The sequence below is a fragment of the Streptomyces sp. ICBB 8177 genome (assembly GCF_003144095.1).
In the GTDB taxonomy this organism is placed as follows: domain Bacteria; phylum Actinomycetota; class Actinomycetes; order Streptomycetales; family Streptomycetaceae; genus Streptantibioticus_D.
The window spans coordinates 1-12,384 of the sequence record NZ_NSKH01000004.1 but is presented as its reverse complement, the minus strand read 5'-3'; the positions used below and the strand labels follow the sequence as shown (position 1 = coordinate 12,384).

The following is a 12,384-nucleotide window of genomic DNA, read 5'->3' as shown; positions in this document are numbered from 1 at the left end:
GATTCGGCCGGTCGCACGGTCCGCGGCGGTGTCGTTGGTGAATGGTGGCCCACCGAGCTCATCCGTTCCTAGTCGCGGTGCCCGAACTTCCGGCTCCACCGCGGTTCGAAGGCCTCCCACTCGGCGTCCCACTGCTTGTACCGCCGGTCGTCCAGGAGCCACCGGGCGCTTGTCCATGCCACCAGCGAGCAGAACGGGACCGACAGTCCGGCGAGCGCCGCCGCCATCGCTGCGCCCCGGTCCGCCTGGGCCTGCGTCAGCGGAGGGGGCACGGTGTGCCCGGTGCGGACGTCGACCCACACCCGCGTCGTGGTGCCTGCGTGCTCGTCGGCCGGGAAGGGCGCGTTCGTGTCGTAGGGAGCCCGGCCCGGCCGGTCGATGCGGACCGGGGCGTCGACCAGGTTCGTCGCGGTCGTCCCCGTGACCGGTGGGGTGTCGCGCAGCAGCCGGGCGGTCGCCGGGCGGCGGGTGAGCTGCTCGCTGTGAACGACCCGCAGTGAGGAGCGGCTGACGTAGGCGTGGGTGCCGAGCGCGGCAGAGGGTGTGCCGAGAAACGTCAGAACGATGAGCAGCCAGCCGATCCATGTCTCGGTACGGTCGGTGCCGCGCCGCAGGATCCGCGTCCCGCTCGCAGGCGGTGTGTGGTGCTGCTCCCGGTTCGACATGGCACCCTCTGGCCGACTGCTGGTCGCTCGGGAAGACCGTGCTGCGGGCCTCCAGCAACCCACTCTTGCCTTCGTCTGGCAACCCACTTTTGCCTGTCCATCCCGCTCCGCACAGGGCCGAGGAGCCTGTGCCGGGGGCCGACCGTTCGCGGGGGAGGGGCCGGACGGCCCTGTGCGATGTCGCATCGCGACCCTTCGATGAGTAAGTCGGACCGCGCACGAAGCGCATCTTCGGCCGGGCCCCGGGCATGGGCCGCCCGCGCGACGCCGGCCGTGACGTCGCCATTCTCGACGCGGCACTCCGTCTCCTGACGAAGCTCGGGTACGAGCGCTTGTCCATGGAATCGGTCGCTGCCCACGCCCCCGCTACTGCGAGGGCGTGGGCCGGGCAGTGACGCTCAGCGCGGCGTCTCTCGCAGCAAGGGCCCATCTCGCTCGGGAATCGACAGTGCGGTGATTCTTCCAACGCCCGCCCCCGCCCCGTGTTCTGCGGGAAGTGCGGCTCCAGTCGAGCCCAGTCACGAGCAAACAGATCACCCTGCCCCCTACCAGTCGCACGATCCGCTGATGAGACCGTCACCGACCCGTCGGACACGCCCTAGTCCGCCCGCCGGTAGAACCAGATGCCCAGGGGTGCGAAGGCCGCGATGATGCCGATGTCCCAGGCGAGCGCCTGCCACACGAACGAAGCGGTGGGGCCACCGGTCATGAGGGCTCGTACGGCGTTCGCCGAGGCTGATACGGGCTGATGGTCGGCGAATGCCTGGAGCCAGCCGGGCATGGTGGAGACGGGGATGAACGCGGCGGAGGCGAAGACCAGCGGCGCGAGGACGGGGAAGGCCGCCGCCTGGGCCGTCTCGGGGTCCCCGACCGCGAGCCCCAGGGTGGCGAAGATCCACGACATGGCGAACCCGAAGGCGAGTACCAGGCAGGCCCCGGCCAGGAACGAGACCAGGGAGGTGTGAACGCGGAATCCCACGGCGAATCCCACCGCGGTCATCAGGGCCACGACGAGCACGTTGCGTGCGAGGTCCGCCAGAGTCCGGCCGGAGAGCACGGCGGAACGCGCCATGGGAAGTGAGCGGAAGCGTTCCATGAGGCCTGTTTGCAGGTCGGTCGCGAGTCCGATCGCGGTGTTCATGGCGCCGAAGACGGCGGTCTGCACGAAGACCCCTGGCATGAGGAAGTCGACATAAGGCAGGCCGGTGACCGACCGGGTGACGACGCCGCCGAAGACATAGCGGAACATCAGCACGAAGACGATCGGCTGGATGGTGGAGAACACCAGGAGTCTGGGCACCCGGCGCAGGGCGATCATGTTGCGGTGCGCGACGGCCAGTCCGTCGCGCACGGAGTCCGCCCCGCCGCGGACGAACGCGTTCACGCTTCACCGCCCGCGTCCCCGGGCGGGTCGGCCCCCGGGGGAGCGCCGTCGTCGGGGGCGTCGGCAGGACTGCCGGTCAGGGCGAGGAAGACGTCGTCGAGACTGGGTTCGCGGACCCTGATCCGCAGCGGCGCGGCAGTGCCGCGGTCGAGTTCGCGCAGGGCCCGCAGCAGCAGGTCGGACCCGTCGTGGGTACGCAGCCGTACCACCGAGTCGTCCTGCCGCGCCGCGTGGTCGGCCAGCCCGTGCAGGAGGCGGACCGCCCGCTCGGCGCGGTCGGCGTCGCCCATGTCCAGCTCGACCACCGTGTCGCCGAGGCTCGCCTTGAGCGCCTCGGGGGTGTCGTCGGCGATGATCAGACCCCGGTCGAGTACGGCGATCCGGTCGGCCAGCCGGTCCGCCTCGTCCAGGTACTGGGTGGTGAGCAGGACCGTGGTGCCTTCCCGCACGAGCTGACGCAGCTGGTCCCACAACGCGTTGCGGCTGGCCGGGTCGAGTCCGGTGGTCGGCTCGTCGAGCAGGAGCACGGGAGGCTCGCCGACCAGTGCGGCGGCCACGTCCAGACGCCGTCGCATCCCGCCGGAGTAGGCCCGCACCGGCCGGTCGGCCGCCGCGTCGAGGTCGAACCGCTCCAGCAGCCCGTCGGCGCGACCGCGGATCAGCGGCCTCGCCAGATGGTTCAACCGGCCGATCAGACGCAGGTTCTCGCGCCCGGTCAGGTTGGGGTCCACCGCCGCGTACTGGCCGGCCAGACCGATGGAGTGCCGCACCTCGGCGGCCTGGCTGACGACGTCCCGCCCGAGCACCTCGACGTGTCCGGAGGACGGCCTGGCGATCGTCGTCAGAACACGGATCGCGGTGGTCTTTCCGGCGCCGTTGGGGCCCAGAAGCCCGAAGATCGTGCCTGCAGGCACGTCGAAGTCGATCCCGCGAAGGGCGTCCACGGTGCGGAAACGCTTGGTGAGGCCGGTCACGGCGATGGCCGTCGTCGGCATGAAATGCCACCTTTCCGGTCGGCGGCGTCGGTGCCAGTCGACCGCGTCCCGCGGGGCGGAGGACAGGGCCGATCAGCCTCGTGCGGTGCCCGTACGCCCCGGGGGCCGTCCCGGCGGCAGGTCCGAAGGTCCCTGGTCGCGGGCTCGTCCGTCCCTGTCGCGGACCGCCCAGGTACGGCAGGTTGGAGGGAGACGCATGTATCACGCCGGATGACCAGGACAGTCGCGAGCGCCGGAAGCGGTGGTGACCATGCCCGGGGCGAGCCGTTCGACCGTGAGGCCCGCTTGTCCGATGGCCGTGCCAGTGGGGCGGACATGAGCCGGGCGGGTGCCACGGCCGACGGAGCGGACCGGTGGACCTGGTGCTACGAGGGGTACGACCCGGCGCGGGAGAAGCTGCGCGAATCGTTGTGCGCGCTCGGCAACGGCTACCTCGCTACCCGGGGCGCCGCCCCCGAGACAGCCGCCGACGCGGTGCACTACCCCGGAACCTACGTGGCCGGGTGCTACGACCGCCTGCTGTCGGACGTCGCCGGACGACAGGTGGAGAACGAGGACATGGTCAACCTGCCGAACTGGCTGCCGTTGCGCTTCCGCGTGGTCGCTCCTGACACCGAGTGGTTCTCCCCGGACGACGGCTCGCTCCTGTCGTACCGGCAGATCCTCCACCTGCACGCGGGCACGTTGACCCGCCGGATGCGGATCGGCCTCGGCCCCGGGCGGTCGCTGCGCGTCGTCCAGGTGCGGCTGGTGCACATGGGCGACCCCCATCTGGCCGCGCTGCGGACATACTTCACCCCTGACGGGTGGTCAGGCGAGCTGGAGATCGAGGGAGCGATCGACGGCGACGTCCGCAACGCGGGTGTGGAGCGCTACCGGGACCTGCGAGGCGACCACCTGACGGGACACCGCACCGGAACCGGAGCTGGCGGTCTCGTCTGGCTGACGTGCCGCACCCGGGCGTCGGGTGTCCGGATCGCGGTCGCTGCCCGGCTGGTTGTCTCCCGCGGCCGGCCGGCGCGCGCGGTCCCTCAACTGACGGACACCAGAGCTGCGCAGTCCCTCACCGTGCGTCTCGACGACGGGGCCACGACGGTGATGGACAAGACCATAGCCCTGCACACCTCACGTGACCGCGCGATCGCCGAGCCGCTGCACGCCGCCCTCGGGCGGGTCCGCAGGGCGCCGCGGTTCGACCGTCTTCGCGCCGAACACCGCACCGCTTGGGGTCACTTGTGGCAACGCGGCGACCTACGGGTGCCCGGGGAGGCGGGCACGATCCTGCGTCTGCATCTCTTCCACGTCCTGCAGACCCTCTCGCCTCACACGGCGGAACTGGACGTGGGGGTACCGGCTCGCGGCCTGCACGGAGAGGCGTACCGGGGCCACGTGTTCTGGGACGAGCTGTTCGTACTGCCGTCGATGAACCTACGCTTTCCCCAGGTTTCGCGCGCTCTGCTGAACTATCGTCACCGCAGGCTGCCCCGGGCGTGCGAGGCCGCGAGGGAAGCCGGGCACATCGGCGCGATGTATCCGTGGCAGAGTGGCAGCGACGGCCGTGAGGAGTCTCAGACGCTGCACCTCAACCCGCGTTCCGGGCGCTGGCTCCCTGACCACTCCCGCCTCCAGCACCACGTGGGCTCGGCGGTGGTCTACAACGTCTGGCAGTACTGCCAGGCCACCGGGGACGCCGACTTCCTGTTCACCCGTGGCGCCGAAATCGTCCTGCAAGTCGCCCGCTTCTGGGGCGAGTTCGCGACGTTCGATCCCGCGCACGGGCGATACCGCGTGCGCGGGGTCATGGGACCGGACGAATACCACGACGCCTACCCGGACGCGGATCGGCCCGGACTCAACGACAACTCCTACACCAACGTCCTGGCCGCCTGGGTGCTGGGCCGAGCCCTCGACCTGGCTCGCGCGCTGCCCGCCCACCGGCGCGACGAACTGTTCGAACGCATGGCGCTGGAGACCGGGGAACTGGAGCGCTGGCAGGACGTCTCGCGCGGCCTGCGGGTGCCCTTCCACGAGGGAGTCATCAGCCAGTTCGACGGGTACGGGGACCTCGCCGAGTTGGACTGGGAGGGCTACCGGGCACGGTGCGGGGACATTCGCAGGCTGGACCGAATCCTGGAGGAGGAAGGCGATTCCTGCAACCGCTACCGTGCCTCCAAACAGGCGGACGTGCTGATGTTGGGGTACCTGTTCTCGCCGACGGAACTGTGCGCCTTGTTCGCCTCGTTGGGCTATCCACTGGACGATGCCACGTGGCGTAGGACTGTCGAGTACTACCTGCGCCGCACCAGCCACGGCTCGACGTTGAGTGAACTCGTCCACGGCTGGGTGCTGGCCAGAGCCCGTCGTTCGGACGCCTGGGCCTACTGCCAGGAGGCGCTCACCGGCGACGTCGCCGACCTCCAGGGCGGTACCACCGGGGAGGGGGTCCACCTGGGTGCCATGGCCGGGACCGCCGATCTCGTTCAGCGGGGCCTGACCGGTCTGGAGACGCGGGAGGACGCCCTGTGGCTCGACCCGGTACCGGTGCCGGAAGTCTCGCAGTTCAGCTTCTCGTTCCGATACCGCGGCCACTGGGGGATACAACTGCGGGTAGGGGCAGGGGAGTTGAGTATCACCGTTCCGCCGTCGGACGCCGACCCCATCCGTGTGGTGTTGCCGGACCGGACGATCACGGTGGCCCCCGGCCGGACCAGCACCGTTCAAGTCCCCGGGACGCCCACCGGTTCCCGGAGCGACTCGGGCCAGGAGAGGTGAGGGCCGTACTTTGCCGGTCCCCGTAGGAGTCAACGTGCCCGCAGAAAGCCTCGCGACGGCCGCCGGCAGGCGGCTCGGGAGTGCGGTGCGGTTCCCGAGGCTGCTGCCGATCAACACACGGCAGCTCCGGGATGCGATGCGGCTGCACGTCCTTCACCACACGGCCGAGAGAGGCCACGGTGCGTGGACGGTAGAGGAGTTCGTCTCGCACGGCTACGAGTGCCGCCTGCGGGGCCAGCTCCAGCCTGAGGCCTGCTCAGCCGCGGGTGAGCGGCGGCGCCGAGCGCGATCACCACAGCGCCGCACAGCACCGAGGCCCCCGGCAGCGCGAAGGCCAGGGCCAGGCAGCCGGCCGTGCCGAGTACGGGGATGATCCGCAGCGGGCGTCCCTCGGCGGGGGGTGAGGGTCCAAGCCGAGGCGTTGGCGACGGTGTAGTAGGCGAGGACGCCGAACGAGGAGAAGCCGATCGCCCCGCGCACGTCCGCGACCGCCGCCAGGACGGCGACGACTGCGCCGACGACGAGTTCGGCACGGTGCGGCACCTTGAAGCGCGGGTGGACGGCGGCGAGTGCGTGGGACAGGTGGCGGTCGCGGGCCATCGCCAGGGTGGTGCGCGAGACGCCAAGGACCAGCGCGAGCAGCGAGCCCAGGGCGGCGACGGCCGCACCGGCCCGCACCACCGGGGCCAGGCCGGGTGCGTCGGCCGCGCGGACCGCGTCGGCCAGCGGCGCGGTGGCATGGGCGAGCCGGTCGGGGCCTAGGTTCTGTCGTCAAATGTCACGCCCACATCAGGAGTGACGCGAGGGTGACGGCGGCTTTGTAGGACTCGGCGGTCTTGTCATACCGGGTGGCGATGCCACGCCACTGCTTCAGGCGGTTGAAGCACCGTTCCACGACGTTGCGCCGCTTGTAGACCTCGCGGTCGAAGGTCGGCGGGCGGCCTCCGCGGCTGCCTCGCCGGGCCCGGTTGCGGACCTGGTCGGCCCGCTCGGGAATCGTGTGGGTGATGCCTCGGCGGCGGAGCCAGGTGCGGATCGCCTTCGAGCTGTAGCCCTTGTCGCCCAGGACGTGATCGGGCCGGACCCGGGGTCGCCCGGGGCCGATCCGGGGCACCCGGATCGCCTCCATGACGGCGGTGAACCGGGTGCAGTCGTTGGTGTTGCCGCCCGTGACGACGAACGCGAGCGGACGGCCTTGCCCGTCACAGGCCAGGTGGATCTTGCTGGTCAGCCCGCCTCGGGACCGGCCGAGGGCCGGGTTGCGGAGCCCCCTTTTCGGGCCCCGGCCGCATGCTGGTGAGCCCGGACGACGGTCGAGTCGACCGACACCAGCCACTCGATGTCGCCCGCCGCATCCGCTTTCGCCTGAGCGGCCCGCAGCATCCGTTCGAACGTCCCGTCCGCCGCCCACCTGCGGAAACGCGTGTGCAGCGTGGCCCACGGACCATAGCGCTCGGGCACGTCCCGCCAGGCCGTCCCGGTCCGGAACTTCCACACGATCCCGTTCAGGACCCTGCGGTCGTCCAGCCGCTTGCGTCCCCGCAACGACTCGGGCAGCAGCGGCCGGACGAACTCCCACTCGGCGTCCGACAGTTCATGGCGACGTATCACAACACCATGATCCACCAGCGGTGATCATTTGAAGACACTGCCTAGGACGGCGAGGACGGCGAGCGCGACGACGGCGTAGACGATCAGGGTGATACCGAGCGCCACCGAGATGGCTCGGGGAATGGCGCGGGCCGGGTCACGTACCTCCTCGCCGAGAGTGGCGATACGCGCGTACCCGGCGAAGGCGAAGAACAGCAGCCCGGCGGCCTGGAGCACGCCGTGGAACCCAGCGTCGGTGCTGACGGCCCAGTGCGCCGTGCCGGCGGCCGAACTGGTGAGGCAGGCGGTGACCACCGCGGCGAGCACCGCCAGTACGACGGCGACAATCGCCCGGGTCAGCCAGGCGGCCTTCTGCACGCCGACGTAGTTCACCGCGGTCAGCGCCACCACCGCGGCGACCGCCAGGGCGTGGTCCTGAGCAGGCCACACGTAGGAGCACACCGTCAGGGCCATCGCCGCGCAGGAGGCGGTCTTGCCGACCACGAACCCCAGCCGGCCAGGTGGCCCCAGAACTCTCCGAGGCGCTCGCGCCCGTAGACGTAGGTGCCGCCAGAGTGCGGGTAGCGGGCGGCAAGCCGCGCCGAGGAGGTGGCGTTGCAGTACGCGACCACGGCCGCCAGCGCCAGACCCGGCAGCAGTCCGGAACCGCCGACGGATGCGGCCGGCGCAAGGGCGGCGAAGATGCCCGCGCCGATAGCGGCGCACGGTATCTGAACGATGCGGCGGGCAGATCAACGCGCTCAGGCCACCTGCTGGCGACAGCTGCCGACGGGCAATCAAGGGTCGTCCGGCGGGGAAGTTCATGAGGCGGGCTGCAGCGGGCCCACCGTTCCTGGAGAGAGCTTTGTTCGAACGTCTGCTGGCGGTACTCGCGAACAAAGCCAAGTCGCGCGGCACCGGGCAGATGCTCACCAACGCGTTCGATGCGTTGGCTCGCGAGAGCGCCTTTCTGCGAGTCGTGAACGCCTGGCACCGCCAGGACCGTCGAACTGGTACATCGCCGGCGCTCCCGGGCGGAACGAGGCCGCTGGAGGCCGGGGGCCCGTCGCGCACGCCGTTGTCCACCACGTTCCACGCCCTGGTGGCTGCCGTGCCCATCCGCTGAGCGGGTCTGAGGGTGCTGTCCGGCCCACCATAAGGGCCGTCCGTCCCTTGGGGGGGCCGGTGCGAGCGAGGAGAGTGGTCGTGGACCGGGCTTGTGACGGCGCGGCTCGGGTGTGGCGGGAAGGCGTCTCCCGTCCGGCCTGGGCTGGCGGGCCGCCGTTGTCGACACCGACCGGATGAGGAGCCGGAACCATGAGTGATGCGACAACCCGTTATGTGGCCGTCGGTTACGACGGGTCGCCGTCGGCCGGCCTGGCGCTGGACTGGGCCGCCGACGAGGCGGCGCTACGAGGGTGCGCGCTGAGGATCGGGCACGCCTGGGAACACGCGCCCGACCGAGTGCCCGGCCCCGCTGTGCCGGAGCCCGCGCCAGCGCCGACGCCCGGCCCCGCGATGCCGGAGCCGGACGAGCCGCAGGTGCCCGGCCCCGCCGTGCCGCAGCCCGCTCAGCCGCCGGGGGCTTCCCGACAGGCGGTGGACAGCCTCCTGACCGAGGCCCGGGAGCGCGCCGCCGCCCGGCACCCGGGCCTCGACGCCACGACCGCGGTCCTCACCGACAGCCCCGTTCACGGTCTCCTGCGCATGAGCGCCGACGCGGAACTGCTGGTGGTGGGGTCACGGGGGCAGGGCAGGTTCGTGTCGCTGATGCTCGGTTCCGTGAGCCACGCCGTCGCCACGTACGCGGAGGTCCCGGTGGCGGTGGTGCGGCCGGGCGAGGCCGAGCGGCCGGCCGAGACCTCGGGCCCGGTGGTCATCGGGGTCGCCCCCGACGAGCCGCCCGAACCCGTCATGTTCGCCTTCGCCGAGGCCGAGCGTCGCGGCGTCGGCCTGGAGGCCGTGCGCTCATGGACCTACCCGCAGGTCTATCCGGGCCACCGGGGGGTGTCCCCGGCCGAGGAGGCCCGGCGGGACCGCGAGGAGGCCGAAGACCTCGACAAGGCGCTCGCGGACGGACGCGCTTCCCACCCGGACGTGCGGGTCACGACTTCGGTGGGGCTGGCCGAGCCGGCGGCCGCGCTGGTGGCGGCCTCCCGGCGTGCCGGTCTGGTCGTGGTCGGCGCCCGCCGGAAGCGCGGCCGGATGTCCATGCCGCTGGGGATCGTGTCGCAGCGCGTGCTGCACCACGGCCTGTGCCCGGTGATCGTCGTCCCCGTCTGACAACCCCAGGTCACCCGCGCGTCAGCCGTACCCCGCGCGCGGGGTACGCGGAAGGGGATGCCATGACCTCCACGAGCCCGTTCACCGTCCGCGACGTGATGTCGCGCAAAGTCGTCGCGGTGCGCCGTGCGGCGTCGTTCAAGGAGATCGTCGGGGTCGTCGCGACGTGGCGGATCGGCGCCCTCCCGGTGCTCGACGACGACAACCGCGTCGTGGGCGTCGTCTCCGAGACTGATCTGCTGCCCAAGGAGGAGTTCCGCGCCGCCGAGCCGTCTCGCACGGAACAGATGCTCCGCCTCGTGGATCTGGGCAAGGCCGGGGCGCTCACCGCGGAGGATGCCATGACCTGCCCGGCCGTGACCGTACGGGCCGACGCCACACTGGCCCAGGCGGCACGAGCGATGGCACAAGCCGGCGTCAAGCAGCTTCCGGTCGTCGATGACCGGGGCAGGCTGACGGGACTGGTCAGCCGAGGCGACCTGCTCAGGGTCTTCCTGCGCCCGGACACGGAGATCGCGAAGGATGTCCGTGACGTCGTCACCGAAGGGCTCTTCGCCGCTGTGACGCCGCCGGTGCGGGTCACCGTCGCCCATGGTGTGGTGACGCTGAGCGGCGCTATTCCTGATACGTCGCTGGTGCCGATCGCGGCTCGACTCGCACGGGCTGTCGAAGGAGTCGTGGACGTCCAGTGCGAGCTGCGCCAAGCCCACCGCCCAGGTGCTCAGCGCCCCCTGGAGGGGCCGGCCCGAGAGCTCCACCGTCCCGGCGCGGAACGGTGCGATGCGCCTGACTCACCTCCACGGCTGCGTGGGCTTGGCCGCCCCGGCGCTTGAGCATGCCGCCTCGCAGCGACATGATGGAAACACATCCCCGAACAACGCCGTATCCCCGGGGTGGCCGCAAGGCCCGCATCAGAGGGAGGCCGAGGCGGCCTTCCGGCGCGGCGAAAGACTGAAACCCCTTCGGAACGCAGGGGCGGCTCCAATGAGTACCATCTGCGCGTTGATCGACTCTGACGGTGGTCTGAACCTCCGCGACGGCCTTCCCGCGGCCATGATCCAGGACACCGATCCATGCCGTCCGAGCCCGGACACCATCGTCATCCAGCGTCCGGCCTGGTCCAGCCACGGCCTGTACGGCCGGACAGCCGGCGCCATCGGATCCGCTGACGGCCGGCCCCCCAACAAGGTCGCCTCCTGCCTCATCCCCGCCTTGGGAGGCCCCGCCCGCGATGTCGTCGGCGCTCTGACCATCTACGGATGCCACCTTGAACCCGGTGACGACCGCCCCCGCCCATGCGGCCTCAGCGAGGCACAACAACGCCTAATCACCGCTGTTCACACTGCGGTTCAACGGGACATCAGCAATCCCGTGAGCGGCGGTAGTTAAAGGGGCCCGTGTCTTGCCCGCCGTAGTCGAGGCCGGCGAGTGCGTCTCCGTGGGCACCCAGCGCGATTCGGAGCGGGCCGCGCTCGCCAAGGAGCGCACCGAGCTGGCCACCGAGTACGAGGCCGAGCTGGCCGAACTCGCAGGTCTGTTGCAAGGCCGCGGTCTGACACCCGCCCGGGCCGCGGAGGCCGCGGAACAGCTCAGAGGACGAGACGTGCGGTTGGTCGAGCGCCCAGCTCGGCGATGCGTCAGTGGCACGAGCGATCATGCGCAACGCGGGCGGCAGCGCGCCGGCGATGGCGGTGACCTATGCTGCTGGCACGCTGCTCGGCGCCGCCGGGGGCCCGACGCCTCACCGCGGACGGGATCTTAACCAGTTCCGCAGATTCTCCGAACGAGTTCTAGACGAGATGCTCGGCAAGCTGTTGACGATTCGCGATCATCAGGCGCCGGCGACCAGGACGTGACGCTCTCCGGCACAGACGTGTTACTCGCTTGCGCACGAGCCGAGTTGACTTGCCATCACCCCCTACCCGGACAAGGAGTCCCCTTCCATGGGCCCGAGGTGATCAACGGCCTCCCCGCGCACGTCCTGCTCGTGCACGTCGTGGTCGTGTTGGTGCCACTCACGGCCTTGAGCCTGGTGGTGAGCGCGGTATGGCCGGGGATGCTGCGGCGGCTCGGTTTGATGCTGCCGCTGCTGGCCTTCGTCACGCTGGTGAGCGTTCCGTTGACCACGCACGCCGGCGAGTGGCTGGAGCGCCACGACCCGCTGGTGCGTCGGCACCCGGAACTGGGCGACGGGATGCTGCCCTGGGCCCTCGGCCTGTTCGTCGTCTCTGTCGCTCTGTGGTGGCTGGGCCGCAGGGGTGCAGACCAGGCCGGTGCGGAGGCCGGATCCGGCGGCCGGGTGACCGCGACGGGCGTTCCCGTCCGGGTTGCTGCGGCGCTGGTGTGCGCCGTCGTCGCCGTGGGATCCGTGGTCGAGGTCTACCGCATCGGGGACTTCGGCGCGAAGGCCGCCTGGCACGACGGATTCTCGGCCAAGCCCGTCTCCGGCGACGGTCACTGGCACCCTTGCCGTTGCGGCCTCCGCTCACGGCGCAGGGCCGCGGGCCGTCTCGCGGTGCCTCGTCCCCGTCAGCGCGCGACGCCACGCGCACGGCCCCGGCAGCAGCATGGGCACGCGTCGACCGGTACGCGCTTCACACCGGGCCTGTCGTGCGGCGCGTTCCCGCGGCTCATTCGGCGGGCCCCAGCCGGAAACCGCGTCCGTACACCGTCTCGATCAGCCCCGGGGACCCGA

Annotated in this window: 9 protein-coding genes and 4 pseudogenes; 7 read left to right on the top strand and 6 right to left on the bottom strand. The window is 71.2% G+C overall.

The annotated features are described in order from the left end of the window. Positions 1 to 68: 68 nt before the first annotated feature. Positions 69 to 665: a hypothetical protein gene (locus CK485_RS05790; RefSeq protein ID WP_109447694.1), complete on the bottom strand. Its 597-nt coding sequence runs from the start codon at positions 663 to 665 to the stop codon at positions 69 to 71. A 248-nt stretch (positions 666 to 913) separates the two neighbouring features. Between CK485_RS05790 and CK485_RS05785 the strand changes: the two genes are divergently transcribed. Beyond that, complete coding sequence (locus tag CK485_RS05785) at positions 914 to 1,060, top strand: TetR family transcriptional regulator (RefSeq protein WP_109447692.1); 147 nt, start codon at positions 914 to 916, stop codon at positions 1,058 to 1,060. 203 nt (positions 1,061 to 1,263) lie between these two features. Here CK485_RS05785 and CK485_RS05780 read toward each other — a convergent pair whose 3' ends face one another. Together CK485_RS05780 and CK485_RS05775 are read right to left on the bottom strand one after the other, a co-directional pair. Further along, complete coding sequence (locus tag CK485_RS05780; protein WP_199239246.1) at positions 1,264 to 2,049, bottom strand: ABC transporter permease; 786 nt, start codon at positions 2,047 to 2,049, stop codon at positions 1,264 to 1,266. Beyond that, the gene (locus tag CK485_RS05775; protein WP_109447690.1) at positions 2,046 to 3,044 is read right to left on the bottom strand and encodes an ATP-binding cassette domain-containing protein; all 999 of its coding nucleotides are present in this window, start codon (positions 3,042 to 3,044) and stop codon (positions 2,046 to 2,048) included. The genes CK485_RS05780 and CK485_RS05775 overlap by 4 nt, the downstream gene beginning before the upstream one ends. A 315-nt stretch (positions 3,045 to 3,359) precedes the next feature. Here CK485_RS05775 and CK485_RS05770 point away from each other — a divergent pair, with 315 nt between their 5' ends. Next, complete coding sequence (locus CK485_RS05770) at positions 3,360 to 5,816, top strand: glycosyl hydrolase family 65 protein (RefSeq protein WP_109448438.1); 2,457 nt, start codon at positions 3,360 to 3,362, stop codon at positions 5,814 to 5,816. Between the two features lie 266 nt (positions 5,817 to 6,082). Here the strand turns inward: CK485_RS05770 and CK485_RS05765 are convergent. From CK485_RS05765 to CK485_RS05755, 3 pseudogenes are all read right to left on the bottom strand, one after another. After that, a pseudogene (locus CK485_RS05765) lies at positions 6,083 to 6,578 on the bottom strand (amino acid permease); the annotation flags it as partial. 16 nt (positions 6,579 to 6,594) lie between these two features. After that, positions 6,595 to 7,424, bottom strand: a pseudogene (locus tag CK485_RS05760) (IS5 family transposase). A 42-nt stretch (positions 7,425 to 7,466) separates the two neighbouring features. After that, a pseudogene (locus CK485_RS05755) lies at positions 7,467 to 8,122 on the bottom strand (APC family permease); the annotation flags it as partial. Between the two features lie 149 nt (positions 8,123 to 8,271). Between CK485_RS05755 and CK485_RS05750 the strand changes: the two are divergent. The 5 genes and pseudogenes from CK485_RS05750 to CK485_RS29395 all read left to right on the top strand — a co-directional run. Continuing rightward, positions 8,272 to 8,532 (top strand): hypothetical protein, encoded by a 261-nt coding sequence (locus CK485_RS05750; RefSeq protein ID WP_146214485.1) that lies wholly within the window; start codon positions 8,272 to 8,274, stop codon positions 8,530 to 8,532. Positions 8,533 to 8,723: 191 nt separating this feature from the next. Next, complete coding sequence (locus CK485_RS05745; protein ID WP_109447686.1) at positions 8,724 to 9,689, top strand: universal stress protein; 966 nt, start codon at positions 8,724 to 8,726, stop codon at positions 9,687 to 9,689. A gap of 62 nt (positions 9,690 to 9,751) precedes the next feature. Continuing rightward, positions 9,752 to 10,522, top strand: a complete 771-nt coding sequence (locus CK485_RS05740) for a CBS domain-containing protein (protein ID WP_109447684.1) — start codon at positions 9,752 to 9,754, stop codon at positions 10,520 to 10,522. Positions 10,523 to 11,109: 587 nt separating this feature from the next. Continuing rightward, positions 11,110 to 11,419 (top strand): annotated as a pseudogene (locus CK485_RS05735) (VIT1/CCC1 transporter family protein); the annotation flags it as partial. Between the two features lie 122 nt (positions 11,420 to 11,541). Next, positions 11,542 to 12,384, top strand: an 843-nt coding sequence (locus CK485_RS29395; protein WP_342673461.1) for a DUF2231 domain-containing protein, incomplete at its 3' end; no start/stop codon positions are given.